The organism is Candidatus Omnitrophota bacterium, from assembly GCA_026387175.1.
Classification (GTDB): domain Bacteria; phylum Omnitrophota; class Gorgyraeia; order 2-01-FULL-45-10; family 2-01-FULL-45-10; genus CAIMPC01.
In genome coordinates, this window is sequence record JAPLME010000003.1 from 98,551 (window position 1) to 125,075 (window position 26,525).

Genomic DNA, 26,525 nt, shown 5'->3' on the forward strand with positions numbered 1-26,525 from the left:
GACAAGACCTCTGATGTAGGCATTTAAAAGTAGTTATTAAATATTTCGACTACTTTGGCATGAATACGTTTAGCCGGGCTTGAAGTAAGGGCTAGCTTCTTTTCATAGGCATATCCGCAAAGTCCTATCGCTGTCGCAAGGCGCACGCCGTCGAGTCCGGAGATATCGCCCTGCGTCCCCCGAAGCGTGCCCATTTTGACGGGGTGAGAAAGCTTTTCTTCCAGAAATTCTATTACGCCATCGGTAAGCGCATAGCCTCCCGTAAGGATTATCGATTGAGGCCCTACGCTTCTCTTTGAAAGATCCTGGAGGCTCGCGGATATCGCAGATATGAGTTTGTTAAATAAGGCGCTGGAGCGAAAATCACTCCCCGCATCTCGGCCCCCGAGGCTTATTATGTCAAAGCTGTCAAGAACACCTCCAAGAAATATGGAAATTTCTGTAAGAGAATTACCTATATCTACCAGTACGGCGCCGGATTCCTTCGTCTCTTTATCAAGAAGGCTCACTCCGCTCGCTATCCCCGTAAACGCGATATCTTTCACATCATAGCCGGCGTCATTCACGCATTTATGGATACTCTGAATGTGATTCATGTTTGCCGTGACGACATATGTCTCACAGGCAAGACGCGACGCATACAACCCAAGCGGATTCTTTATCCATGGCTGGTCATCTATCGAAAAAGAATGGACCACTCTATGTATTATCTCTCTATCGAACGGAAGATGGATCGTGCTCGCGGCATTGACGCTGTTCTCGATATCGGGGGCCGCTATCTCTCTGCCTCTAAGCGATATGGGGACCATCCCTACGGACTTTGCCCCCCTGACATCCTCCCCGCTTATGTTCACATATATCTCACCGGTTACTCTTGAGGCCTTACCTTTGAGTTTCGTCAATACCCTGGAGACGGAATCTATCGAATCATTAAGATCCACAAGCATGCCCCTGTCGATCCCTCCGGCCTCGCCGGTCGCAAAACCCGCGATATCTAATCGGCCATCCCTATCTATGCGCGCGATGACGGCCGCTATCTTCGACGATCCTATATCCAGGCCTGTTACCGTTATTGACTTATTCACTGACGCTCTTCCTCCGATTTTTATATTATTATTTGGGACCTACTACAATATCCTTAAACCGCACGTCTATATATCTTATATTATCCAGAGCCAGCCTCGGATCTCTGAGAGCCTTACTGAGCAGATTGAGCCTTTCTCTAAAATTTTCCTGTCCTATCCTGATCTCGACGCCGTTCTTCAGGCAGAACGACATATTTCTGGGATCGTACACACTTATCGAGGAGACCCCAAAGGACGATAGCGAGCGAGCCCGGCGTATCTCTCCCAATAGCTCCAGGGTAAGGTTTAAGTTTTTGCCTGTCAGTCCCGAATTTATCGTCCTGATGTCGAGCCCGTTGATCACAGGCAGATCGTTAAGCGCCTCCACCCGACTTCCGCCCGGAAGGATCACGCCATCCTCATCCACAGGATAAAATTTTCCGCTTTTAATCAACGCTACCGGACGGCGCAGTTTGAGGCTTATCACCAATTTATCGGGAAGCGAGATGCTGGCTACGACGTCCCTCACATCCCCGTAACTACTCTGTATGCTTTGCGCTATATACTTTAAATTTATGTTAAAAACGTTTTTGGACCTATAGGCGTTAAATACCCGGCTGCTTATGGATGATGCCGCGCGCGGATCCAGGAACGAGGCTTTAATATCCACCGCGCGCAGTTTAAAGTAATCCGACTGGCGAAGGAATGCCTTTACCAGCATGGCCGCGAATATAAGAAAAAGAAACACTACAAGAACTGTCATAGTTTTCGATATGATCACATCCTTGGTCTTGCCGTTTATTTCAGGCGCTTTAAATTTCTTTATTTTTTTAAGCTTTCCCATATCATCCGCCTATGCAATCAAAGCATTCTCGACCAGTCTAATACATAAATCGTCAAAACTCAAGCCAATTGCCTGCGCTGCCTTCGGCAGCAGGCTCCTTTCCGTCATGCCGGGAATGGTATTGGCTTCAAGCACAAAGAACCTGGATGAAGAGTCCATGATCATATCGATGCGTGAAAAACATCTGCATCCGAGAGCCAGATGAGAGCTCTTTCCAAGCGCCTGCGCCCGCTTGGCCGTCTCCTCATCCAGCGGAGCTGGCACAAGGTACTTCGTTTCCAGGTCGGCATACTTTGCCTTATAATCGTAAATATTATCTTTCGTAACGATCTCTATCACAGGAAGAGGTTCGTCGTCCAATATACCTACGGTAAGTTCCCGTCCCGCGACATACTCTTCGATGAGCGCCAGCTCGCCATATTCAAAAGCTTTATCTATCGCCGCAACAAGGGCATTCTTATCGTTGACGACTGAAAGACCTATGCTCGAACCTTCAAGATGGGGCTTCACCACCATCGGAAAGCCCAGATGGTAGCAGTCCTCCGGATTGAAATCATCTTTTTCAAATATTATATAGCGCGGCGATGGTATCTCTGAGCGCTCGAAGACGGATTTCGTCAGGACTTTGTCTAATGCGGTCTTCGAAGCCTCAGGGCGGGATCCTGTATAAGGTATCTTCATATCTTCTAATATCCTCTGGACCGTGCCGTCCTCACCAAACCTTCCATGGAGCGCGATAAAGGCTATATCGATCTTATTCTCTTCGATCACGCTCTTAATATCATTCCGCACATCAAGAAGCACGGCGTCAAGGCCTTTACGAACAAGGCTCGCGTGCACAGCCCGGCCGCTTCTCAGGCTTATCTCGCGCTCATTCGAAGGCCCTCCCGCCAGCACCCCTACCCTCCCTATCCTCGTAAGGCTCATATCAGTTTCACTTCCAATTCAAGATCTATCCCGTAATTTTCTTTTACTTTGCCTTTTATAAAGTCGACTAGCTCAAGCACGTCTTTACAGCTGGCGTTGCCGCGGTTTATTATGAAGTTCGCATGCTTACAGGAAACCTCGGCGCCGCCTATTCTCTTGCCTTTAAGCTTAAGCATGTCTATCATCTGAGCGCATGTGAACTGGGAATTATCCGGATTTTTGAATATGCATCCCGCGCTCGGGTAATCGAGCGCCTGTTTATCTTTTTTCATCTTCAGAAACCTGCCGCAGCTTGAGATCAGAGCGGACCTTTCGGACCTATCAAGCTTAAGTTGGGCCTCCAGCACTATATACCGATCAAGGTTTGAAGATCTATAACCAAAAACAAGATCTTTCTTCTTTAGCGTCTTTATCCTTCCTCTGTAGTCCATAACTTTTAATGACGTAATGAGCTCGCCGATATTCCTGTAGGCCGGATTTTTATGACCGCCGGCGTTCATATATATGGCTCCGCCTGTCGTGCCGGGTATTCCGACGAGTGACTCCATCCCCCCAAGACCGTTTTCACAAACCATCCGCACAAGTTTCGGCAAACTGAAGCCGGCCCCTACAGTAACTTTGGCACCGGTTATCTTAATCTTCCTGAAAGCTTCCGCGCCGAGATGAACCAGTATGCCGTTAAAACCGCTATCTGATGCCAGGACGTTGGACCCGTTGCCTATGATGAACATCAGTATCTTATATTTGGCTATAAAGATGAGGACTTTGCGCAGGTCCTTAACATCTGCGGGCTCGATCCATATTTCCGATCGTCCGCCTATCCTGAAGGATGTGCGGCGTGAAAGTTTTTCGCCGGTTACTATTCTGCCCTTCGTTTTTCTTTTTAAGTCCGCTATCAATTTTTTGTTCAGCGAATAGTTTACCGGAGCGCTCACCTCTCTATTGAGCATATCGGACAACCTGTCCGCGACATTCTTTATATCGCCGGCACCAAGCACAAGGATCATATCGCCGGATTTCTTTATTCGCATCACATGTTCCGGAATAGCTTCTTTTTTTAAGACCGTGACATCGGAGATGCCGTTCTCCTTCGCTTTATCATACACATTCATTATCGAAACACCCCTTATAGCCTTCTCGCTTGCGGCATAGATATCGGTAAGTATCAGCTTATCGACGCCTTTGAAACATCTGCCAAACTCATCCACAAGAAATTTAGTGCGTGAGAATCTGTGCGGTTGAAATATCGCGACGACCCTCTTTGGCTTCCAATTACGACATGCATCCAGGACCGCCCTTATCTCGGTCGGATGGTGGGCGTAATCGTCTATCAGCATTACTCCGTCGACATCGGCCCTGAGCTGGAAACGGCGTTTTGCGCCGTCAAAATTTTTTATCGAGCGCGTTATTTCCTTGAAAGCGATCCCGAGTTTTAATCCGACGAGTATGGCAGCCATCGCATTCAATATATTATGCCTGCCGGGGATGCTTAAATTTACACTGCCCAGCACTTTATTCTTATAGACGCACCTGAAAGACGTATTAAACCCATCCATCTTTATGCCGATCGGATACATATCGGCGTTCCTGGAGAAACCGAATCCTTCGCTATGCTTGCGGAAGCCTTTCATAGCTATCCGTGTATTCATATCCTCGGCATTATAAAAGACCGCGCCGCCGTTTTTTATGTTATCAATGAACGCCCTGTAAGACGCGTGAATATGTTCAAGGGATTTGAAGTGGTCGAGATGCTCCATCTCCATATTAGTAATTACAGCATAGAGGGGTTTGAGATGAATGAAAGAACCGTCGCTCTCATCAGCTTCAGCGACAGCGTAAGGCCCGGCGCCCAGTTTAGCATTGCCGTTAAATTGGCTGACCTCGCCGCCTATTATCGCAGTCGGCCCGAGCCTGGCATTCTCGAGCATTATCGATATAAGCGAGGTAGTAGTGGTCTTGCCATGAGTGCCGCTAACCGCGATGCCTTTCTTGCTATTGAATATCTCACCGAGCATACGGGCGCGATGCACTATGCCGGCTTTTCGCCTCAAACCCTCTTTCATCTCAGGGTTATCCTTCGTTATGGATGAAGAATAAACAAGGATATCGAGACTTCCGGGAAGATTTGAGGCCCTGTGCCCGGCGAACATCCTGCCGCCCATGGCTTCCAGCCGCTCCGTTATATGGCTCTTTTCGATATCTGAACCCGATATGTTATGGCCCATCTCCAGCAGGATCTGGGCGATGCCGCTCATCCCTATCCCGCCAACCCCCACAAAATGTATATTCTTTTTTTTGCTGAGCATTTTATCTTCTCTCTAAAGCGATCACTTCTCTCGCCAGGTTGTCTGAGGCTTGCCCAACGGAGAGCCGGTGGGCCGCCTCGCCCAAACTTCTCATCTTATCGCCGTCTTTGATCAGGCCGAGAATTAAATTCGAGAAGATACCAGCACTCAGGTCCTTCTCCTCTACCAGTATGGCCGCGCCGTCTTGCTGGAAGACACGCGCATTATCAAGCTGATGGCTCATAGCGTACGGATACGGTATAAGTATCATCGGCTTTTTTAAAAAGGCGAGTTCGAATATAGCCGAAGCGCCGGACCTGGTCACCACAAGATCCGCGGAAGCGTAAGCCTCCTCTATCCTGTCGAGGAACGAATGGACCCTGTAATCTATCCCGAGCTCTTCATAAGCCTTAAGCGCCCATTCATAATCTTTAACGCCCGTTATGTGGATAACCTGCACAGAGCACCTCTGCCCGGGATCCATTATCGAAAGGGCGTCAATGAATGTCCTGTTAAGGAAAGCCGCGCCCTGACTGCCGCCTATAACGAGTATCGTTAACTTATTCCCGTCCAGGCCAAAACGTTTCATGCCGTAAGCGCGATCGCCCTTCGAGATCTCACTGCGTATAGGGTTGCCGGTCAATACGCATTTTTCCGAGTATCTGCCGATCGCATCTTTAGTCTCTTCAAAGCTGACAGCTATTTTACTCACAAACTTAAAGAGCAGCTTATTAGCTCTACCGGGCACCACGTTCTGCTCATGCGCTATTGTAGGTATGCCGACCAGCCCGGCGGCAAATATTACGGGGAAAGATACATAGCCCCCGAAACCCACCACGACATCCGGTTTGTATGAAAGAATCATAGATAAGGCTTTAAATATATCGGCCAGCAGCCTGAAACATACGATGACCATGCCCGGTGAAAATTTATACGCAAGCTTGTTCGCTGAAAGGGTACTGAAGGGCACACCCTCCTTCTCGAACATTCTCCTGTCGAGGGCCTTATCGCTTCCAATATACATTATAGCGGCGTCTTTATCCAGCGCCGAAATCGAGCGGCCCAGGGCTATCGCCGGAAATATATGGCCGCCTGAACCACCCGCGGCTATTATGATCTTCTTCACCTTACCGCCTCGCAGCTCTTTGCCGCATTCAGCAATAGGCCGACCGCCACCAGATGAAACATCAGCCCGCTTCCGCCATAGCTTATGAAAGGCAGCGGCAGCCCCTTCGTTGGAAGAGCGCCCGCGGTCACGCCTATATTTATTATCGCCTCGAGGGCTATCATCGACACCACGCCGAAACTGAGCATCTTTTCGAAAATCCCCGAGGTCCTCATCACCACTTTCATTCCTTCCCAGACAAATAGAATAAACAATACCACAACCGACGCCGTACCTATGAAACCGAGCTCCTCTCCTATTATCGAGAATATGAAATCGGTATGTGAGGCAGGGAGATAGAATAATTTCTGTCTCGACTGCCCGAGACCGACGCCCAATAACCCGCCTGAGCCGAGCGCGATAAACGACTGAATTATCTGAAACCCCGTGCCCCGTTTATCGGCCCACGGGTTCAGGAATATCATTAAACGCTTCCTCCTGAAAGGCACCCTGAAGAGAAGCATATACATCAGCGGAAGGCTGGCCAATAACGAAGCGATTATATAAGAGACCCTGAGGCCGCTTACATACAACATCATTATAGTTATGACCGAGATAGTTACCGCTGTACCCAGATCAGGTTCAAGCAGTATAAGTCCCACCGTCGTGCCAAGGACTAACATCGCCGGCACATAACCGCGCATAAAACTCTTCACGAGCTCTTTTTTTCTGGCGATGAAGTCTGCCATATATATAAGTATGGCTATCTTGGCAAACTCCGACGGTTGAAAGTTAACCGGACCGAGCTTAAACCAGCGTTTGGCGCCCGATATCTCTTTACCTATATGCGGGACGAGGACAAGGACCAGGAGCATTATAGATACCAGCATCATAGGCTTAGACAGTCCTTTGATACGCTTTAGATCCACCGACATCGCTATAAACATCATCACGATCCCTGCCGCCAGATATATAAGATGCCTCTTAAGGTAATACAGGCTGTCATGCATATTACTGTACGCGTAAATGGCGCTCGCGGAATATATCATGACTATGCCCACGCCCACCAGCACGGCGACTATTGAGAATATCGACCTCCTCACACTTCTCATCTTTTCAAGCCTTCGCCGGCTTCAAGCCTGCATTTTAATTTCCTCACAGCCTCTTTAAATTTATTGCCTCGCTCCTTATAATTCTTATACATATCGAAGCTGGAGCACATCGGCGAGAGCAGAACCACCCATCCGTCCTTAGCAAGCTTACTCGACATCTCTACCGCCCCGTCCATGTCGCCGGCTTCATGTATAAGCGCGCTCTCGATCAACGCCTTCTTTATGGCGCCGGATGCCTCCCCTATAAGCACAACGTGCCTGGCCTTATCTTCAACGACATTCTTCACAACGCTATAGTCGCTATGCTTGTCTTTACCGCCTGCTATCAAAACGACCGGCTTCGAGCAGGATTCAAGCGCCCTCTTGGTAGAATCCACGGTCGTGCTCTTTGAATCGTCTATATATTCAACGCCTTCTACAATATCTACCGTTTCGAACCTGTGCGCAAGGCCCATAAATTTTCTTACAGTATCCCTGATCGATCTTCCTGTAGCGCCCACAATCATCCCGACCAGGCTCGATACTATAACGTTCTCCAGATTATGAAGGCCTTTAAGCTTGATATCATTTATGTGCATTATCTCTTTCTCGCCTTCTCCGAAAATACAGCATATCCATTCATCCCTTACATATGCCGCTATCTCGTAACTGTTGGTGGCGAGCCGGGCCTTAGCATAGAAGAGAACGTTGGACCTGGCGAGCCCTTTTAAATTTCTCAGATTCTCGGCATCGTAATTCAGGATGAGAAGATCGCCCTGGTCCTGATTGGCAAATATCTTCATTTTATGATTGAAATATTCATAAAAGTCTTTATACCGGTCCATATGGTCGTCGGTAACGTTAAGTATGATGGCTATGTGCGGCTTAAACTTCTCGATACGCTCAAGCTGGGCGGAACTGACTTCAAGCACAACCCAAGTCTCTTTCTTTATTTTCGTCACCTCGCCGCAAAGTGAATTGCCGATATTGCCGCAGACTACCATATCCTTTCCGCTATCCTTCAGTATCTCGCCTATAAGCGTCGTCACTGTGGACTTGCCATTCGTTCCCGTTATCGCGATTATTCGACCTTTACAGAAAAGATAACCGAGCTCCATCTCGCTTATTATATTTATCTTATGCTCTAACGCCCATTTCAAGGCCTGGGATGACTCCTCAACGCCCGGGCTCACGACAACGAGATCACTTCCTTTAACAAACGATTCCGTATGAGCTCCAAGCTCGACTTTGATCTTCTTAGCTTCAAGCTTCGTTCTCGATCTCTTAAGTTCCGCGTTTATACTCGCGTCGGTAGCGAACACTTTCGCGCCATGCTTTGACAGCAAGAGCGCCGCGTTCACTCCGCTATTTCCCAACCCGATGACCGTTACCCGCCTGCCTTTAAGTTCCATATATCTTCCTTATATTTTACTGCAGTTTAAGTGTCGCCAAGCTGAATAACGCGAGGATTATCGCGACTATCCAGAACCGTATCGTTATCTTCGACTCCTTCCAGCCGAGGAACTGAAAATGGTGATGTATAGGCGCCATAAGAAATAATCTATTTTTAGTCGTCTTGAACCATAAGACCTGCAACACAACCGAGAGCGCCTCGAGGACAAATATACCCCCTACCAGGAACAGCAGAAGCTCCTTCTTTATAAATACCGCGACTACGCCGATACCTCCGCCGAGGGCAAGTGAGCCCGTATCGCCCATGAAGACGGTCGCGGGATAGCAGTTGAACCATAAGAACCCGAGCCCGGCCCCTATCATGCTGGCGCAGAAGACGGTAAGCTCTCCCGCGCCCTCGAGATAGAATATATTAAGATAGTCGCTCAGTTTAAAATTTCCCGTAACATAACTTAATATCGCATAAGATAATGCCGCGACTATCGTGCATCCGATGGCAAGTCCGTCCAGCCCGTCGGTCAGGTTCACGGCATTACTGGAGCTCGTCAGGACGAGGACAACAAAAATAATATAAAATATCCCCAGGCTTAATACGAAACCTTTGGTGAAGGGCAGCGCAAGGTCGGTCGGGATAGGCGTAAAGTATATGACGTAGAGAGCGATGGCGACGCCCAAAGTCACCTGGCTAATGAGCTTTGCTTTCGCGCCCAGGCCCTTATTTCTCTTCTTGGTTACCTTGATATAATCGTCTCTGAATCCGACAAGGCCTAAGAACAGGAATGATGCTAAAGTCAGAAGCACATATTGATTTAGTACATCGGCCCAGAGCAAAGTCGATACCAGTATCGCCAATATTATAAGTAAGCCGCCCATCGTCGGAGTGCCCTCTTTATGCTTATGCAGATCATGAAGGCTCTCCACGTGGTCTTTTCTGATATACTGGCCAAAATTCAACTTCTTGAGTAAACGTATAACGATAGGTCCGAATATCACCGATATCAGGAACGCGGTAAGCGCGGCCATCACGGCCCTGAACGTTATATATTTAAATACGTTAAAACCGAACCACAGATCCTTAAGCGGATAAAATATATAGTAAAGCATCCTAACCCTTCAATCTTTCTATGACTTTTTCCATCCTCATCCCGCGGGAGCCCTTTACGAGCACGACATCCCCCTCGCGGGCAACTGTCTTAAGTATATCCGCTATCTCATCATGCGTACCGCAATGCCGCAGGCTCTTCTTTTCCATACCGCTCGCAAAAGCGCCGGATAGCGTATGCCTGGAAAGCTTGCCGAATGTAAATAGCCCCGTCGCGGCAGAATTAGCGATAAGCTTACCGGCCATCCTGTGGAAATGCGCCGCTTCCGGCCCGAGCTCCAGCATGTCGCCGCTCACTATCCATTTAGATCCCCCGTTATAGGCGCGTATCGCGTCGAGCGCGGTCTTCATCGATGCCGGATTCGAATTGTATGAGTCGTTGATAACAAATATTCCGTTTACGTTCAAAGGATCGAGCCTCATTGATGCCGGCTTGAAATTTGAAAGGGCTCTCTTTATCGCGTCGGGGCCGACTTTAAATTGCGATGCTACGGCTATCGCCGCAAGCGCATTATGCACATTATGCATACCCAGCAGTTTAAGAAGATACTCTCTTCCGTTATTTACCCTGAATTTCAACTCAAGCCCCTTAGCCGAGATATCCGATGCCCTGAGATCATTCGATCTCCTCAGGCCATACCTGAGCACTTTAAAACGGCCGGATTTTATTCTCGCCAGCAGCGGATCGTCTCCATTTATAACAGCGATGCCGCCTTTACCCAGAGAGTCAAGGAGACGCCTCTTCTCTTTATAGACACCGTCAAGGTTCGCAAAATATTCAAGATGCGATGGGCCTATGTTGGTTATCACTGCCAGCGTGGGTCCGGCAATGCGAGAGAGCGCTTCGATCTCACCTTTATGGTTCGTGCCGAACTCGAGGACACAGATGTCATGTTCTTTCTTTAATTTTAGAAGCGTCTGCGGAACACCGATATGGTTATTCTTCGTCCCTTCATTCTTTAAGACATTGTATTTCCCGGACAGGACAGCCGCTATCATATCTTTTACGGTCGTCTTACCGTTACTTCCCGTAATACATATGACAGGGATATTGAACTTCGCCCTGTGCGCCAAGGCGATATCCTGCAGGGCTCTTGCGGAATCCTTAACCCTGATCAGTATCTTATCGGTATCTATCGCGGAAATATCCGAGCTCTCCACGATAGCGCCCAGCGCGCCTTTCTTAAACGCATCTTTCAGGAAAAGGCTTCCGCAGTAGTTAGGACCGCTAAGCGCGATAAAGAACTCTCCCCTCTTTATTATCCTGGAATCTGTCGAGACTTTCGAAAGGTCGATATCGGTATCGCGTTTGCCTGCCAGCAGTTTACCGTCCGTTATTTTCAATATCTCGCTTACCTTCATCCTGTCAGACCTCATAACTTTTTTAATATCGAGAGCGCAACTTTCCGGTCGTCAAACGGCATAATCTTGTCCTTAATTATCTGGTAACCCTCATGGCCCTTGCCGGCTATTATTATTATATCGTCTTTCAATGCCGAACCCAACGCTTTAGAGATAGCTTCTTTTCGATCGGCGATTATATCATAGTTTGAGAATTTACCTTTAATGCCGGCCTCTATCTCGCCTATTATATCCTCCGGTTTTTCAAAACGGGGGTTATCCGAAGTCACTATCACATGATCCGAATATTTACATGCGACCTTACCCATCAGCGGCCTCTTGGTCCTATCCCTGTTTCCGCCGCAACCGAAGACGGTCACTATACGCCTCTTCGCGACCTCTCTTAAAAGATTCAGCACATTGAATAACGCGTCCTCTGTATGGGCAAAATCTACGAATATCTTGAACGGCTGTCCCGTCTCTACGGCTTCGAGCCTGCCGGGCACTTTATCGACGGATTCGATGCCCTCTATTATGGCCTTTTTTGGAATTTTAAGGGCAAGCGCGGCCGCCACAGCCGCTAAGACATTCGATACGTTATGGATGCCGATAAGCTTAGTTCTCATCTCAAAGCTCATGCCGGGAGCATTAACGGTAAATCTCGTGCCGTCCATCGAAAGCGCTATATTCTCCGCGGTAACATCGGCCTTGCTCTTGATACCGTATGTTATTATCCCGGATTTTATGGATCCTTTAAGGGACGCGACTTTCTTGTCATCCATATTGAGCACCGCCCGACCCTTAGTTTTTAATTTATCAAAAAGCCTTCTCTTCGCTTTGAAATAATTCGTAGTTGTCTTATGGTAATCGAGATGATCACTCGTTAAATTGGTAAATATGCCTACATCGAATAAGATGTTGTCAACTCTGCCCTGGTCCAGGGAATGGCTCGAAACCTCCATTATCGCACAACCGATCTTCGAAGCCGCCATTTCTGCCAGCATCTCCTGGAGAAGCATAGGGCCCGGCGTGGTATTAATCGCCGTAAAGACTTTGCCGTTAAACCTGTAATTGATCGTACCGATAATGCCGGCATCGGCTTTCCCCGCCGCCTTAACAACGCTTTCGATAAGATAGGTTATAGTGGTCTTACCGTTAGTCCCGGTTATCCCTATGACTTTAAGTTTACACGACGGATGACCGTAAAAATTGTCAGCTATGGTGCTCATCGCGGAACGTGTATCATCAACCAATATTTTGGCTACGCCGGGCCTTGAGTTAAAATCCTTTTCTGTTACAATAGCTCTTGCGCCAGCTTTCAGCGCTAAGTCCACAAACTTCGAAGCGTCCAGCGAATAACCTCTTACAGCCACAAAGAGATCACCGGCTTCAACTTTACGCGAATCGTCCGTAACCTTACTTATATCGACACCGCCGATATTTTCGCCCGTCCTTATCTTTACGCCGCTCAATATTTTTTTCAAATCCATGATTAAATAGCCTTAAGTCCTTTTGTATTCAGGTATTTCAGCGTCTCTTCCACTACGCCTTTAAATACAGGAGCCGATACATCGCCTCCGTAGTATACAGGATGCGGCTCATCAACGCATATCGCTACCGCCAGAAGCGGCTTATCATAAGGCGCGAAACCTATGAAAGACGCTATAAACTTGCTATGCGAATATGTACCGCCTTCTATCTTCTGGGCAGTGCCCGTCTTCCCGCCTACCTTAAATTCCTCCACCTTGGCTTTCTTTCCCGTTCCCATCTCAACTACACCATTCAATATATAGCGCATGTAGACGGCGGTTTTAGGCGTTATTATCTTTCTAACCACTACGGGAGGAAATGTCTTTATAACTTCGCCGTTCTCGGCTACGATCTCTTTGACGATCCTTGGTTTTACATAAAAACCGTTATTGGCGATCACCGACATGGCCGTAACGAGCTGCATAGCGGTGACGGTGACTTCCTGTCCCATCGGAATCGCGTACATGCTGACCTTGGACCACTTCTCGGGAGGGCGGTTCAAACCGACAACCTCACCTGGAAGATCTACGCCTGTGCGGTCCAGGAAGCCGAATGCTTTTATATATTTATACATTTTATCCGGACCCAGCGCGCTGGCGGCCTTGACCGTACCTATATTGGAAGATTTCACAATAATTTCTTTGAAAGTCAGTGTGCCGTAGGGATGAACGTCGTGCAGCGTCTTACTTCCTATCCTCCACTCGCCGTTCTCGCAGAAAAATTTATCGTTCAGCCCGACCAGCCCCTCTTCCAGCAGCCCGCTCGCGGTAACTACCTTAAATATACTGCCGGGCTCGAAGAAATCATTTATCGCCCTGTTCCTTATCGACTCCGTCTGCCTCTTGTTAAGATCGTTCAGATCGAAGTTCGGGAAGTTAGCAAGCGCCAGTATGGCGCCTGTGCGCGGGTCCATCACAACTATTGAAGCCGCCTTCGCGTTATGTTTCTCATATGCCTTATAGAGCTCCCGCTCGGCAATGGACTGTATGACTTCGTCGATCGTGAGAACAAGGTTCATACCATTCTGGGGCGGGATGAATTCATATTCATATAATTCGAGGAGTTTTCTTTTGGCGTCCTGCGTGGAGATCAGCCATCCGCTTCGGCCCTTAAGATAATTATTATAATTATATTCCACGCCCTCGAGCCCGTTATTATCGATATTCACCGCGCCCAGAAGATGACAGGCAAGCGACTTATCAGGATAGACTCGTTTCGATTCCTCTACGAGTTCGATACCTTTTATATTAAGCTTTTTGATTTCGTCCGATTCCTGGGGCGTTATCTTTCTCTTGATCCATACGAAACCTTTATCGCGCGAGAGCCTGTCAAATATGTATTTCTGATCGAGCTTTAAGGCTTCCGACAAAGCCTTCGCGCAAGCCTCCTTGTCTTTTACAAGGCGAGCGTTCGCGAATACAGAGTCGGTATTGATATTGACAGCGAGGATCTGCATGTTGCGGTCATATACGGTCCCGCGCCTCGGCTGGACCTCGGTCGAAACCACATGCTGTTCATTTGCGATTTTATAGTAGAAGTTTTGCTGAACACCTTGGATATAGAAAAGCCGCACTAACAGAAGGGTTAATGATAGGAGAAAAAAAAGAAAGATGGCTAATTGCCGCGCCCTGAAGATTCCGCTATGCACGAATTAGAGCAATCCTTAAACTTAAAACGACCGAAGCTTATTATCGGCTAACCTGAGCTTCCGCTTTCGGTGTTAAAAAATCGAAAAAAGCGAATATATCATGCTTCTTTGAGGCCTTCAATATATACGGACGACGATCACTTCCGCTGTACTTTGAGCTGGCCAACCTTACCACATGCCCTCTCTTCGGAAAAGCGACTTCTATCTTCTTTGCGAGAAGGACCTCTTCCAATCTATTAGGAGCCTCTAAATTATCGATATTATAACCCAGCCCTTCATTGTGGTCAAGGACATCCTTAAGGGTTTTTTCTTTCAATTCTATCGAATAACTAAGCTTAACCAGTTCGACCTGCTGATGCACGTACAATAACGCCACCAGTGTCGCGCTAACTATCATCATCGTTGCTCTTAATGCCCTCATGATGCTTATATCCTTTCCGCCACTCTCAATTTCGCGCTTCTTGCGCGCGGATTGCTTAAGATCTCTTCCCTGGAAGCCGTTTGCGGTTTTTTGGTAACTATTTTTAAATCTCCGTGAAGCGCATGCAACTTAAAAGTATTCTTCACTATACGGTCTTCAAGAGAGTGAAATGATATTACCGCAATTCTTCGAGAACTCGCCAGGTAATCTATACTTTTTTTCAACCCTTCTTCGAGCGCCCCCAACTCATCATTGACCTCTATTCTTATCGCCTGAAAAGTCCTGGTCGCCGGGTCTATCCTGCCCCACTTGCCCTTGACCGCCCTGTGAACCAGCGATCTTAACTGTGTGGTAGTATCTATCGGGCTTTCGCGCCGGTTGTAAACGATGTATCGCGCTATGCGTCTTGCAAAACGCTCCTCGCCATAATTCTTTATAAGTTCGGCAAGGTCCTCTTCTTTATATCTGTTCACAACATCCCAGGCCGATATTTCCAATCTGGGATCCATTCTCATATCCAGCCTGGCATCGCGTTGTAAGCTGAATCCCCTGGCCCCGTCATCTATTTGAAACGATGATATTCCTAAATCCAGCAAACACGCGTCCAGCCGCTGGACACCTTCCGAGCGCAGGGCCTTATCCAGATTCCTGAAGTTCTCGTTTATCAACCTGCAGGACGCGCCGAAAGTCTTCAAGGCGTTCGCGGCTGTGGTTACGGCCGATGCATCGGCATCAAGGCCGATCAATTTCCCGCCGGGAGAGATCCTTTTTAAAATTTCAACGGCGTGACCGCCGCCGCCGAGGGTCGCGTCCAACACTGTATAGCCCGGCCTTAGATTCAAAGAGCTTATGACTTCATCAAGCATTACCGGTAGATGCACTCTTAGGATATTCTCCGATACACTACAAAAATTTCGAGATCGCGTTCGACCGGGAATTGACAAAAAACATATTCCAGATATAACATTCCAGCCCGACATCGGCAGGATTACAGTTCAACGCCCTGACTTTCTTGAACCTCTCGATAAGCGTATCTATGCTCACCTGATAATCCTTCCCCTTCTTCACGGATTTAACATATCTGTTCGGCATATTATCCACCTCCTTCTTCCGTCATCAGCTTCTCCGCGATATCTTCGAAGGATTCCTTGGAATTATCATAATATGATTTCCAGGCCTCTTGAGACCAGATCTCTATCCTGTTGGATACGCCGATGATCATAACATCTCTTTTTATCGCGGCGTAATCCTTCAGGTACTTCGGTATAAGGATCCTTCCCTGTTTATCGCACTCGATCTGTGACGCGCCTGCAAAATACAGCCGGTTAAACTTTCTTGATTCTGATTTTGTAAACGAAATAGATTTGAATTTCGTCTCTTGAGTTTTCCACTCATTCTCCGTAAACATAAAAAGACATTTGTCGAGTCCGCGCGTGATAAAGAATTTCTCGACGTCATACTCTCTAAATGCCTCCCTGAATTTGGAGGGTATGATGAGCCTTCCCTTTTTATCTATGGTATGTTCATACTCACCGTAAAACATGCTCCGGACTATCCTCCATTTTACACCACTTTAAACCACTTAGTGCTTTAAGTATACACTAGCGCCTCCACCTTGTCAAGCACCCGATTACTATTTTTATATTATTATATAAGGGGAAAAAATAAAGGACAGTAGAAATAAATCTACTGTCCTTTATAAATATTTCGTCCCCACTCAAACTGTCGGGACGATATCCTGAGTCAGACTGAATATATCGGTAGACCTGTAAGCCGGGTTCTGTCTTATCCCGCGATTAGGCGGGATGAGGCGCTCATCTATCTCGACCACGAATCGCTCCGTGGCTCTAGTCGCTGGCAAAGCCAACGACATGCGCGGTCAATGCCAGAGGCATTGGCCAGCGCTAGCGACCTTACCCGTTCCGATACTGACGTGTTTTCCAGTAGGATCTAGCAGATCCTGGATCGGAACCTATTTGATCTTGCTCCGCGTAGAGATTGCCGCGTTTCACCCCATCGCTTCTTTCGAAACGATGGACTCGTCTCTGTGGCTCTATATCCTCGTCTTTCGACGGACGGCCGTTAGCCGCTACGCTGCTATATGGAGCCCGGACTTTCCTCTCCAAGCTTAAAGCATGGAGCGAGCACCCGGTCTACCGAAGTCCTTGGTCTAACTCGGGACTTCGTCCCGCCAATCTAACTGGGGACGAAATCTATCATCGAAACCCTAAAATAATCCCGCTAAATTTATTGCCTTATTTACGAGCTTATCCGCTTCTTTATTTTTAGCGCGTTTTATGTGTTTCACCTCGAACGAATTGAAATTCTTAAGGAGGTTCAGAGATTCGTCGAAGAAGGTCTTCATATTGGCGTCTTTTACTTTGTATTCACCTTTAAGTTGTTTTGCCAGAAGTTCGCTGTCCATATAGATCACTACATCTGCCGCTTTAAGAACTAATGCCTCTTTGAGGCCCAAGACCAGCGCTGTATATTCGGCCACATTATTCGTCGCCTCACCGATATATTTAAATACTTCTTTGATCTTCTTCTTATTTGAGTCAAGGATCACCACGCCGATTCCCGAAGGGCCCGGGTTACCGCGGCTGCCACCGTCAGTATAGAGGTACAATTTCTTACTCTTCAATGTAAAGCATCCTTGTGCAGTTCTCGCAGCAGACGATCGAAGCTTTCATTTTAACTTCATTTATAACCTGAGCCGGCATATGAGCGAAACAACCTTGGCATGACTCATCCACTATAGGAACAACAGCCAGGCCGTCTTTATTGGCCAATATCCTATCATACTTGGCAAGCGTATTCTGGTCGATCTTAGCTCCAAGCTCGGCTCGCTGGACCTTTAACTTGTCTGAATCAGCCTTTATGCGTAAGGCGTCAGCGTCAAGCATCTTCTTTTCATCACGCATGGCGGCATCTTCCTTCTTAAGAAGCTCTTTCTGCTCACCCACTTCTTTATTCTCGGCGTCAACCTGGTCGAATATTTTTAATATGGCCTCTTCTATTAAAGAGTTATCGGCCTTCACCCTGCCGATCTCTTCCTGGAGAGCGGTATATTCTTTGTTGGTCTTGACCTGATACATCTGCGAAGTGTATTTCTTTATAACATCTTCCTTGGTTTGGAGCTCTCCCTCTTTTTCTTTACGCTTAAGCTGGAGCGCTTTTACGTTATCTTCGTGTTTTTTAAGATTGGCGCTCTTGTCATTAAAATCGCTTTCAAGTTTCGCCAACTTTTCAGGGATAGAATTAAGCTCATCCTCCATCTTAAGTATCTGAGAATCCAATCCCTGTAATTCTATGAGTAATTTTATCTGTTCTTCAGCATTTGTCATATTAGCCGTTTCATTTATCCTACGAAGCTCTACTGCAATATCTAAGCGCCTTAAGAGCAAAGTAGGATGGTGGACGCGACAGGGCTCGAACCTGTGACCTCTGCGATGTGAACGCAGCGCTCCAACCAACTGAGCTACGCGTCCGAAATCTCACTCTTTTCCTCGCTATTCGCTCGGCGCGGCCTCGCTTCAAATACTCTGGCGCACCTTATAAAACTGTAAGCAAACTGACTTAATATGGTGGGCCCACAAGGATTTGAACCTTGGACCAAGAGATTATGAGTCTCCTGCTCTGCCAGGCTGAGCTATAGGCCCACGAAATCGGAAAGTTATTATACCTGAATAAAGATAGGCTGTAAAGACTGATTTTATAGCCGCGGCTATTCGTCGATGCCTATCGCGAGAAAATTCTTGAGCTTGCGCGATCTGGTAGGATGCCTTAATTTCCGTAATGCCTTAGCCTCGATCTGTCTCACGCGTTCTCTCGTCACTTTGAATACAGCCCCTACCTCTTCGAGCGTCCTGGGATAGCCGTCACCGATGCCGAATCTAAACCTGAGCACCTTCTTCTCGCGCTCAGTGAGCGTGCCGAGGACATCGTCCATCTGTTCTTTGAGCATCGAATACGCGGTGGCATTCGCCGGGGATACGGCCCTTTTGTCTTCGATGAAATCTCCGAAATGTGTATCGCCTTCGTCTCCGATCGGAGTCTGCAGGCTAATCGGCTCCTGCGCAATCTTTAATATACCGCGCACTTTATCAACAGGCATCCTCATCTTGTGGGCGATCTCTTCAGGCGTCGGTTCCTTACCGTTTTGCTGAACTAGCGTACGCGATACTTTGATCAACTTATTTATCGTCTCGGTCATATGGACGGGTATTCTTATCGTCCTGGACTGATCCGCGATCGAACGCGTGATCGCCTGCCTTATCCACCATGTGGCATATGTGGAGAATTTATACCCGCGCTTATACTCGAACTTATCGACGGCCTTCATGAGGCCTATATTGCCTTCCTGAATGAGATCGAGAAATGAAAGGCCCCTATTCGTGTACTTTTTGGCGATGCTTACAACGAGCCTCAAATTCGCGCCCACGAGCTCTTTTTTAGCCTTGGTAAACTTGGCTTCAGTGGATTTTATTGATTTGAAATATTCTTTTATATCATCAACCGGCTCTCCGAAGTCGCGCTCCATCTTCTTTTTGCGCTTAACAAGGTTCCTGACCTCTTCTCTGTTGCCCCTGGTTCTGGCTCGGGCTATAGCGCTTTCCAACTTAGAGAATTCATCGAGCCTCACTTCGATATCCTTAGCGATCTCCTCGATGACCGACATGACTAAGTTCATCTCTCTTATAGTCCTGGCGATCTCGGATTTATTCCTGGTGGTCTTCAGTTTCTCAATCAGAGTATCGAATTTCTTCTTAAGCCTGGCCCCTTTGTATTTGGGATCTATATTTATAAACTCTTCCGGATTTATCTCCAGACTCATTATCTGGGTAGCTACCTCTATGGCCTTGTATTTGGAGAGTTTCACGTTTAACACCGCTTCCCTGAACTTCGCCTCGGCGTCTTTAATACGTTCGGCTATCTCTATCTCCTCTTTCCTGGTGAGAAGCGCTATCTGGCCCATCTGACGCAGGTACATTTTCACCGGATCATCTACATGAGCGAGTTTTACGGGCGGGGCTTCCTTATCGGCATCTTCCTTCTTCTCTCCGACAGTCTCTATCTCAACATGCGTTTCGGAAGAGGCCTCAGCGGCTACTTCGCCGCGTTCAGCGGCAGGTTCTTTCAGGGCATCCTCTTCGCTGTCGACAAGCTTAATATTCTCTTCGCCAAGTACTCCCAGTATCTCTTCTATCGCCTCGGAAGAGACTATGTCTATCGGCAGGATATTGTTTACCTCTTCAAATGTAAGATGCCCCTTCTCTTTGCCGAGAGCTATAAGTTCTGCCAGCTCCTTCGACCGCTTCTTCTTGGGCTGCGAAGCCGCGCTCTTTACGGTTTCAGGCGAGACTTCCTTAAGGACCGTCCCGGACATCGGTTTCTTGGCCGAAGGCTTCGTATGTTTTACTCTCTTTTTTTTCAACTGTTTCCTTCCTCTATTTGCCATCTTCTTCTCGCGCCTTATTTATTTAATTTTACCAGGCTGTTATACTCCGCCACCAATTCTTTGACTTTCACCTCATCCTTCTGGCTATGTGCCATCCGGATCGCTTCCTGAATCGTCGTAAGCCTGTCTTTTACATTATCCTTCTTTATCCTTGAGATGCAATCATACAGCGCCTTCTCTTTATCGTCCAGCGAGTCAAGCACATTCACAGCCTCCGATATAAGACTGGTGCTCTCAGAGCCTGACCCAAAGTGGTTCATCAGCCGTGCCGCGTTTATCTCCTTATTATCTTTGCGCAGTAAAAGGATCACGTTTACAATGTCACGCACCGAGGAACTCTTTATCTCTTCCAGTGGAAGAGCGCGCTTTACTATATCGGCGTAATCTCCCCTACCATCTAGAAGCACCGCCAGTATCGCGATCTCGGCCTTCTTAACGTCGCGTTTGATCTCGGCCGGAACTATAATCGATCTTCGCTCGCTGAAGTCCGGCTTGACTTTCTTCAGTTCTGCCTTAACGGCATCCTCGTCGACGGATAATGACTTAGACAGCTTCTTTATCATCTCGCTCTTAGCGACGGCGTTCCCTATCTTTGAGATGGTCGGAAGCATCTCATTCACTATGCCTGCCTTGCCGTTGGTCGTGGCGGAATTAAACCTTTTAGAGAGCTTGTCGAACTTATAATCGAATATGTTCTTACTGGACTTTATAAGCTTGATAAAATCTTCCGCGCCGTTCTTCCGGATATAACTGTCCGGATCGAGCCCTTTCGGAAGCTCGGCTATATAAACATTCATATCTTCGCTTACGAATATATCCAGACCGCGCATGCTCGCTGACTCTCCGGCCTCATCCGAATCGTATACCAGCACCACCGTCTTCGCGAACCTCTTAAGAAGCTTAGCCTGATCGACCGTCAATGCGGTCCCTAAAGTGGCTATTATATTCTGTATCCCGGCCTGATACGGAACAAGATAATCCAGGTATCCTTCAACGATCAGCGCATGTCCTTTTTTCTTAATCGCGTCGCGGCTGAAATTCAACCCGTAAAGATTTCTGCCTTTCGAATATATTGGAGTCTCGGGCGAATTAATGTATTTCGGAAGACTCGAATCCATGATGCGCGCGCCAAAACCCAGTATCCTGTCCTTAAGATCTATGATAGGAAAAGTTACCCTATTCCTGAAACGATCGTAATGGCCGCCCTTCTCGTTAGAGACGGCAAGGCCCGCTTTCTCCGACAGGTTTGCCTCAATGCCCTTTGACTTTAAGTAATTTAAAAGCCCTTCCCATGCGTCCGGAGCGCAGCCTATCTTGAATTTCTTTATGATCTCTTCGCCCACGCCGCGCGTGGTAAGATATTCTCTGGCTGTACTGTCATTGACTAAATTTGTCTGAAAGAACTGCGAGGCCAGCTCGTTTACTTTATAGAGCCGGCTATCCAGCTCGCTCGGGCCTCCCTTCGATATCTCCCTGGGCAGAACAATGCCCGCGTTCTCCGCCAGCATTTCGATCACTTCCGGAAACTGGAGGTTCTCCTGTTTCATTAAAAAAGAAAATACATTTCCGCCGGCGCCGCAGCCGAAACAATGATATATCTGTTTGTCCGGGCTTACGACAAAAGACGGGGTCTTCTCGTGATGAAACGGACACGGAGCTTTAAAGTTCCTGCCTGCCTTCTTTAGCGGCACGTAACGGGAGATCACCTCCACTATGTCGCTTCTGGCCTGAACCTGTTCTATTATCGTTTCCGGTATTGCCATTTACCTTTTCACTCGCACAAACCCCGAGCAGGGAATTATCTTTATGCCTTTGTCCATCTTCTGCAGCTCATCGAGAAGAAGGTTCAACCCTATCGCATCGCTTGCTATGTGGCCCGCGATCACGACATTGATATACTCATCCTTGGCATGTTTGAAATGCTCTTCGCTTAAATGCATGCAGACTATCGTCCCCACGCCCGCCTGAGATAAGCGCGGGAATATCTTCTTCGGGCCCTCCGTGCCGCCGGTCATGTCTACAAATATGCGGCCGGCCTTTTTATCAGGATCGCCTATAAGGATTCTGGGGCCCGCGCCTTTTTTCAGCCCGTCAGCATATTCCGGGATAGCTTTCAACATGGCGACAACATCAGAAAGCTTAGCTGGTTTCTTCCTGTCAAACATCTTCTGCAGATAGCTGGCGACATGATTATCGGCCGGAGTATGGCAGCACATGTACGGAATATCGAGCAGCCTCGCTATATCGACGTTCCTTAGATGGTTAGCCGGCGCAAGCGATCTGGAGACCTCACCCATTCTCTCTTTCAGCATTGTCTCACCGACTTCTTTAGGTATGCCAAACTTCGCGAGCATTGCGGCCTGGAGCTTCATAACATCATACAAATTCGCCCATGCGGAGCCTTCCGGATGATGCGCCATAACAAGATCTACCGGATTACCTCTTTCATTAAGCCTATCGGCGACAAGTAGCTCTGGCGCCTCCATATCGATTCCGACCATTATGGTCTTTATATCTATCTGCGGATCGCCATACAAAATTCTCGTATCGGCGTAAGGATTAACAAAGCGCTCGGTATCGAAAGCACGCTTATCCGGCCCTTTTAGTTTTTTGTACTCTCTCTTCGCGCTATTGAATTCCTGCGTTATTTCAGAGTGTTTTCGCGGATCCTTTGAGATGCCTTTTCTCACGGCATTGCGGTAAATGTCGATCAGTTTCATCAAATCCTCCGGCTTTTGCGTTGCTTCAATTCTTTAGAAAAAATCGTCCCGAGAATGCTCAAATTATAAAAAATGCATTCTTGGGACCCGTTCTAAAGGTCTGCTATTTCGTTATTACCGGAAAAGCCCACATTGTCTTATTGGAGATTTCCGGAGCTATCTTCATAAAATAAGGGCCTAAAAGGGATTTATCCTTTATCGAATACTGCAAATATGAAAGCGGCATAAGTGACATTGCCGTGAGCAAAATACTTACCGTAACCGATGCCCTTAGAAAACCAAAGATAAGGCCGCCAAACTTTTCTACAAATGGATGCCATGTCACTTTAAGAAGCGCATCGACCAAAAATCGGGCTAATTTAAATATCAGTCCTATGCCTATGACCAACACAATAAAAGCCAATACTTCCAGGATCTGCGTGGGTATGCCCGCTATACCCTGAATAAACAGAGCCAAATCATGGTAATAACGCATGCTTATGGCAGCTGTCATTACAGTGCCTATCAGGGGAAATATTTCGTGGCTCAGTCCATCCTGCAAAGCGATGTAACTTATTCGCGCCATTATAATTACGATTAAAATGTCTACCCAATTTATTCTGGTCAGTATATCCATAATAGCCCGAAGGTAATTAAAAGATAAGTGTATCATACTATTATATTATTGTCAAGATAACGGGCAAAAAAGAAGAGGCTCCTTTAAAGAATCACCACCTTTAAGAGCCTCTTAAGCTTGTATTCTTAGTATTTATATGCAGAATTTTATCTGCGCCATCTTCTCCTATCCGGTCAAGATATTCTTTGAGAAGCGGATCTTAAATGACTGTAAAAATGCTATAACGTAGATAGAATTACCTACAATGGCGTAAAAATTACCGAGTATCTTACAGATAAATTTATCCTCGCCGGGCGAGTCACTATGCTGTTTAAAGATATAGAATTGCCGTTTATTTATCATTCCTGATTCGCCCTGTTTTGCTACCCATTTCTGCAGATCGGCGGAAGCGTCAAGATGAATTATATCTTTTACAAAATATAGACACCTTCTTTCGGTCTTCGCGGTCACACCATCCTTTTCGAAGACCTCTTGCAGGAAGATGTCTTTTTTTCTTGAGGTTATCGAAGTCAGGTTTCTATAAACTACTTCTCTCATTTGTGTGCTCCGGGCTAATACTTATTAAAACTTTTTATCTTCTAATTAAAAAAAATAGCTTTCTCTTCCTTTACATAGCAAGTATACCTGATAAAAACTAGAGCGTCAAGGCTCATAATCTTGCTTTTTTAAATGCTAACAAAGTAGGGCAGGCCTAATAAGCCTGCCCTACAATATTTCGAGTTACCGTAAATTAACTCTGTTATGCCGCCGCTAAGAACAGCTCCCTGATCTTCTTATGATCATAGATAGCGCCGGTGAGCTTGATTATTCTGGGCAGGACCTTTATGATCCACAATGCCTGTTTCGTCAAACTATCGACGATCTCCTTCGGAGCCTCATTGCCGGTAAATATCTTATATGCTATCTCGAACAGAGTCACGTCCTTATTAAGCACTCCGACGCCCATCATAGCCATCGCGTTCAGATTTATAAACGGGACCATCAGAGGATCGGAATTTTTGACGGCATCGGTGGTGACCACGCAATAATTCTCGCCTGCCTTACCCTGAATGTCGCCATCCTTCACATCTTTGGTGAGGGTTCCGTCATCCAGCACAATAACCTTGAAGCCACTGCCTATTAGCAATGCCATCTCCCTTTCAAGCTCTTCTTTTGTCGTTACCTCTATAACGCCATTCGCAAAATGCTTCTTAAGCTCCTGCTTCATCTTATGATACTCTTGCAGCAGCGTATTGCTATACTCTTCTTCAGCTCCCACTGTAACTGCCATCGGCAGATCGGTCTTCATAATCACAACAATCTTGCTTAAGTCGGGAGCGCTTGTAAGCTTGGTGGTCGAAGTGGCCACTGCCCCTGTGGTCAGGAATTCCACTTCCTTTGTCGCATCACTGATATCTTCCGATATCCCGAAATCTCTCTGCGCTATCGCTTTCTGAAGAGCCACCGGCCTCTTCTTGCCAGGCGCTACTTCTTGTCGATAGCCCGTAGCAAAGTGCTCTCCTTTTCCATCGCTAGCCATTATTTGAGCATAGCTTCTTACAGGTTGCGTTGTATCTGCAATCGCGTCATGTCCAAAACCAAGCTGTACCGCTAACCCTAAGCGAAGTAATTTTACACCTTCGCCGCTAAGGTCTTTGACAAGCTCGGGATGACGGTTTAAATATTGATCAACAACATTATCCTTTACCCCTAAGACCGTCTCGATGGCATCTTTATCCCCCGCCTTCAAAAGCTTTGGATAAATACCAGTGTCTATGTCTATACTAGCCCCACCCGCATCTAAAATGGCCTGCCTAAGCGGACCCGCGACACCTCTTAATTCTCTTTCTACCAATCCCTCCCCGCTGACCTGATAATGGTCTCCCTGGACGAAGATTAAACCTTCATAACCTTCTCGAATGGCTGCCGCGATAATGGACGCGGTAAATATTGAAAGCTCTTCTCGGGAAGCACGTGTTTTTGACATAGCAAGTTCTAACATAATGGCTTCTTTCTGACTTTCTTTAACTGCCTTGAATGAATCCCGGAGTTTGTCATACATGGCCGTCGTACCGTTAAATACGGGAATGATCGTAGCATAATACAAGTTTTTCTCTTTCCCTTCTCCAGCAAACATATTTAAATCGCTAGAGGAACCAAACTTGAAATTAAAGCTAGCGGCTAATTCATCCAAGAGTGTCTGAGCAGCCGCTCTTGTGTCGGAATCTCCGCTTAAACCGGCGGTAAGGGCCAGATAATCTACTGTCCTTTCAACGAACCTGCCATGATTGGTAACTACAACAGAGTCTTTCGTAACCTGGGTTGTATTATCAATCCTGTTGAGCAGTTCGTCTACGCTCTGGGCCTCTAACGGTCCGACAGCGCTTCGTTCCACCGCATTCTGAAGCGCCTGCGATCTCGGAGGCGTTATTACAGGATACCCAGCGAAAGGAATTATCTTTTCGATGAGCTCTTTGGTATTGCTCGCTCCCAGTTTTTCAAGTATCGTCGAGAATTCCTCGTAAAGAGCCTTGTCTACAATGTTGCGGACCCTTTGGGGCAGGTTCATCAGTTCTCTCTTGAATGGACCCGGAAGCTCTTTTACCAGATCTTTCAATTTTCCTTTGAGGCCTTTGGGCATACTATCGCCTAATATCTCGGTTATGATCTCTTCTCTCGTCTTCTCATACTGAGTCGCTGCCAGCTCATTATAAAGTTTATTCTTCGTTTCTCTATCCGGATCGTCTGGTTCTATAGTTCCAAGAGCAAGCGTTCTGCGACCAAATGCCAGTTCCCACATAGGCAGGAATTTAGCATATGACTTGGGGTTATCCCTCATTAACCCTTCCAGGTAAGTGGCCATCCTTTCGCCGAGATCCGGTAATTCATGGCTTACTATCCCGAGCTCGATCTTCTGATACTCTGTGGCAAGATGCACTTCTCCCACATCGCCGTCTTTCATCTTATCGAAGTCTTTT

The 26,525-nt window shown here is 47.1% G+C and carries 23 protein-coding genes, 2 tRNA genes and 1 other RNA gene; all 26 read right to left on the reverse strand.

The window, feature by feature from the left end; translation table 11 throughout:
- Nucleotides 1–23: 23 nt before the first annotated feature.
- On the reverse strand, nucleotides 24–1,085 hold the full coding sequence (gene ftsA / locus NTY76_01160; GenBank protein MCX5677706.1) for a cell division protein FtsA: 1,062 nt from the start codon (nucleotides 1,083–1,085) through the stop codon (nucleotides 24–26).
- Nucleotides 1,086–1,113: 28 nt separating this feature from the next.
- A complete protein-coding gene (locus NTY76_01165) occupies nucleotides 1,114–1,908 on the reverse strand; it encodes a cell division protein FtsQ/DivIB (GenBank protein ID MCX5677707.1) in 795 nt (264 codons plus the stop codon).
- A 9-nt stretch (nucleotides 1,909–1,917) separates the two neighbouring features.
- Nucleotides 1,918–2,835 carry a D-alanine--D-alanine ligase gene (locus NTY76_01170; protein ID MCX5677708.1) on the reverse strand — a complete coding sequence of 306 codons (918 nt, stop codon included), beginning with the start codon at nucleotides 2,833–2,835 and terminating at the stop codon, nucleotides 1,918–1,920.
- Nucleotides 2,832–5,141: a UDP-N-acetylmuramate--L-alanine ligase gene (murC, locus tag NTY76_01175; GenBank protein ID MCX5677709.1), complete on the reverse strand. Its 2,310-nt coding sequence runs from the start codon at nucleotides 5,139–5,141 to the stop codon at nucleotides 2,832–2,834. The genes NTY76_01170 and murC overlap by 4 nt, the downstream gene beginning before the upstream one ends.
- 1 nt (nucleotide 5,142) lies before the next feature.
- The gene (gene murG, locus NTY76_01180) at nucleotides 5,143–6,246 is read right to left on the reverse strand and encodes an undecaprenyldiphospho-muramoylpentapeptide beta-N-acetylglucosaminyltransferase (GenBank protein ID MCX5677710.1); all 1,104 of its coding nucleotides are present in this window, start codon (nucleotides 6,244–6,246) and stop codon (nucleotides 5,143–5,145) included.
- On the reverse strand, nucleotides 6,243–7,337 hold the full coding sequence (gene ftsW / locus NTY76_01185; protein ID MCX5677711.1) for a putative lipid II flippase FtsW: 1,095 nt from the start codon (nucleotides 7,335–7,337) through the stop codon (nucleotides 6,243–6,245). The genes murG and ftsW overlap by 4 nt, the downstream gene beginning before the upstream one ends.
- Nucleotides 7,334–8,728 (reverse strand): UDP-N-acetylmuramoyl-L-alanine--D-glutamate ligase, encoded by a 1,395-nt coding sequence (gene murD, locus NTY76_01190; protein ID MCX5677712.1) that lies wholly within the window; start codon nucleotides 8,726–8,728, stop codon nucleotides 7,334–7,336. Before murD ends, ftsW begins: the two co-directional genes overlap by 4 nt.
- A gap of 16 nt (nucleotides 8,729–8,744) precedes the next feature.
- Nucleotides 8,745–9,833: a phospho-N-acetylmuramoyl-pentapeptide-transferase gene (mraY, locus tag NTY76_01195; protein ID MCX5677713.1), complete on the reverse strand. Its 1,089-nt coding sequence runs from the start codon at nucleotides 9,831–9,833 to the stop codon at nucleotides 8,745–8,747.
- Nucleotide 9,834: 1 nt separating this feature from the next.
- Nucleotides 9,835–11,193: a UDP-N-acetylmuramoyl-tripeptide--D-alanyl-D-alanine ligase gene (locus NTY76_01200; protein MCX5677714.1), complete on the reverse strand. Its 1,359-nt coding sequence runs from the start codon at nucleotides 11,191–11,193 to the stop codon at nucleotides 9,835–9,837.
- Nucleotides 11,194–11,204: 11 nt separating this feature from the next.
- Nucleotides 11,205–12,662 (reverse strand): UDP-N-acetylmuramoyl-L-alanyl-D-glutamate--2,6-diaminopimelate ligase, encoded by a 1,458-nt coding sequence (locus tag NTY76_01205; GenBank protein ID MCX5677715.1) that lies wholly within the window; start codon nucleotides 12,660–12,662, stop codon nucleotides 11,205–11,207.
- 2 nt (nucleotides 12,663–12,664) lie between these two features.
- Complete coding sequence (locus NTY76_01210; GenBank protein ID MCX5677716.1) at nucleotides 12,665–14,209, reverse strand: penicillin-binding transpeptidase domain-containing protein; 1,545 nt, start codon at nucleotides 14,207–14,209, stop codon at nucleotides 12,665–12,667.
- A gap of 181 nt (nucleotides 14,210–14,390) precedes the next feature.
- Nucleotides 14,391–14,771, reverse strand: coding sequence for a hypothetical protein (locus tag NTY76_01215; protein MCX5677717.1), 381 nt, complete (start codon nucleotides 14,769–14,771; stop codon nucleotides 14,391–14,393).
- A 5-nt stretch (nucleotides 14,772–14,776) separates the two neighbouring features.
- The gene (rsmH, locus tag NTY76_01220) at nucleotides 14,777–15,652 is read right to left on the reverse strand and encodes a 16S rRNA (cytosine(1402)-N(4))-methyltransferase RsmH (GenBank protein MCX5677718.1); all 876 of its coding nucleotides are present in this window, start codon (nucleotides 15,650–15,652) and stop codon (nucleotides 14,777–14,779) included.
- 22 nt (nucleotides 15,653–15,674) lie between these two features.
- Entirely contained in the window at nucleotides 15,675–15,863 is a 189-nt protein-coding gene (locus NTY76_01225; protein MCX5677719.1) for a hypothetical protein, read from the reverse strand.
- A gap of 1 nt (nucleotide 15,864) precedes the next feature.
- A complete protein-coding gene (mraZ, locus tag NTY76_01230; protein ID MCX5677720.1) occupies nucleotides 15,865–16,314 on the reverse strand; it encodes a division/cell wall cluster transcriptional repressor MraZ in 450 nt (149 codons plus the stop codon).
- A gap of 210 nt (nucleotides 16,315–16,524) precedes the next feature.
- Nucleotides 16,525–16,931: RNase P RNA component class A (rnpB, locus tag NTY76_01235), an RNA gene on the reverse strand.
- A gap of 67 nt (nucleotides 16,932–16,998) precedes the next feature.
- A complete protein-coding gene (locus tag NTY76_01240) occupies nucleotides 16,999–17,415 on the reverse strand; it encodes a ribonuclease HI family protein (protein ID MCX5677721.1) in 417 nt (138 codons plus the stop codon).
- On the reverse strand, nucleotides 17,405–18,118 hold the full coding sequence (locus NTY76_01245; GenBank protein MCX5677722.1) for a hypothetical protein: 714 nt from the start codon (nucleotides 18,116–18,118) through the stop codon (nucleotides 17,405–17,407). The genes NTY76_01240 and NTY76_01245 overlap by 11 nt, the downstream gene beginning before the upstream one ends.
- A gap of 67 nt (nucleotides 18,119–18,185) precedes the next feature.
- Nucleotides 18,186–18,262 (reverse strand) — tRNA-Val (locus NTY76_01250).
- Nucleotides 18,263–18,356: 94 nt separating this feature from the next.
- A tRNA-Ile gene (locus NTY76_01255) sits at nucleotides 18,357–18,433 on the reverse strand.
- Nucleotides 18,434–18,498: 65 nt separating this feature from the next.
- Nucleotides 18,499–20,208, reverse strand: a complete 1,710-nt coding sequence (gene rpoD / locus NTY76_01260; GenBank protein ID MCX5677723.1) for an RNA polymerase sigma factor RpoD — start codon at nucleotides 20,206–20,208, stop codon at nucleotides 18,499–18,501.
- 38 nt (nucleotides 20,209–20,246) lie between these two features.
- A complete protein-coding gene (gene dnaG / locus NTY76_01265) occupies nucleotides 20,247–21,995 on the reverse strand; it encodes a DNA primase (GenBank protein ID MCX5677724.1) in 1,749 nt (582 codons plus the stop codon).
- Complete coding sequence (locus NTY76_01270) at nucleotides 21,996–22,952, reverse strand: NGG1p interacting factor NIF3 (GenBank protein ID MCX5677725.1); 957 nt, start codon at nucleotides 22,950–22,952, stop codon at nucleotides 21,996–21,998.
- Between the two features lie 103 nt (nucleotides 22,953–23,055).
- The gene (locus NTY76_01275; protein MCX5677726.1) at nucleotides 23,056–23,568 is read right to left on the reverse strand and encodes a CvpA family protein; all 513 of its coding nucleotides are present in this window, start codon (nucleotides 23,566–23,568) and stop codon (nucleotides 23,056–23,058) included.
- A 165-nt stretch (nucleotides 23,569–23,733) separates the two neighbouring features.
- On the reverse strand, nucleotides 23,734–24,105 hold the full coding sequence (locus NTY76_01280; GenBank protein ID MCX5677727.1) for a hypothetical protein: 372 nt from the start codon (nucleotides 24,103–24,105) through the stop codon (nucleotides 23,734–23,736).
- 202 nt (nucleotides 24,106–24,307) lie between these two features.
- Nucleotides 24,308–26,525, reverse strand: a 2,218-nt coding sequence (locus tag NTY76_01285; GenBank protein ID MCX5677728.1) for a hypothetical protein, incomplete at its 5' end; no start/stop codon positions are given.

Bases quoted from the DNA above. Each gene is read 5' to 3' on its own strand.
- NTY76_01165 (MCX5677707.1), bottom strand. From the start codon at position 1,908: ATGGGAAAGCTTAAAAAAATAAAGAAATTTAAAGCGCCTGAAATAAAC.
- NTY76_01170 (MCX5677708.1), bottom strand. From the start codon at position 2,835: ATGAGCCTTACGAGGATAGGGAGGGTAGGGGTGCTGGCGGGAGGGCCT.
- murC (MCX5677709.1), bottom strand. From the start codon at position 5,141: ATGCTCAGCAAAAAAAAGAATATACATTTTGTGGGGGTTGGCGGGATA.
- ftsW (MCX5677711.1), bottom strand. From the start codon at position 7,337: ATGAGAAGTGTGAGGAGGTCGATATTCTCAATAGTCGCCGTGCTGGTG.
- murD (MCX5677712.1), bottom strand. From the start codon at position 8,728: ATGGAACTTAAAGGCAGGCGGGTAACGGTCATCGGGTTGGGAAATAGC.
- mraY (MCX5677713.1), bottom strand. From the start codon at position 9,833: ATGCTTTACTATATATTTTATCCGCTTAAGGATCTGTGGTTCGGTTTT.
- NTY76_01200 (MCX5677714.1), bottom strand. From the start codon at position 11,193: ATGAAGGTAAGCGAGATATTGAAAATAACGGACGGTAAACTGCTGGCA.
- NTY76_01205 (MCX5677715.1), bottom strand. From the start codon at position 12,662: ATGGATTTGAAAAAAATATTGAGCGGCGTAAAGATAAGGACGGGCGAA.
- NTY76_01215 (MCX5677717.1), bottom strand. From the start codon at position 14,771: ATGAGGGCATTAAGAGCAACGATGATGATAGTTAGCGCGACACTGGTG.
- NTY76_01225 (MCX5677719.1), bottom strand. From the start codon at position 15,863: ATGCCGAACAGATATGTTAAATCCGTGAAGAAGGGGAAGGATTATCAG.
- mraZ (MCX5677720.1), bottom strand. From the start codon at position 16,314: ATGTTTTACGGTGAGTATGAACATACCATAGATAAAAAGGGAAGGCTC.
- NTY76_01245 (MCX5677722.1), bottom strand. From the start codon at position 18,118: ATGACAAATGCTGAAGAACAGATAAAATTACTCATAGAATTACAGGGA.
- dnaG (MCX5677724.1), bottom strand. From the start codon at position 21,995: ATGGCAATACCGGAAACGATAATAGAACAGGTTCAGGCCAGAAGCGAC.
- NTY76_01270 (MCX5677725.1), bottom strand. From the start codon at position 22,952: ATGAAACTGATCGACATTTACCGCAATGCCGTGAGAAAAGGCATCTCA.
- NTY76_01275 (MCX5677726.1), bottom strand. From the start codon at position 23,568: ATGGATATACTGACCAGAATAAATTGGGTAGACATTTTAATCGTAATT.
- NTY76_01280 (MCX5677727.1), bottom strand. From the start codon at position 24,105: ATGAGAGAAGTAGTTTATAGAAACCTGACTTCGATAACCTCAAGAAAA.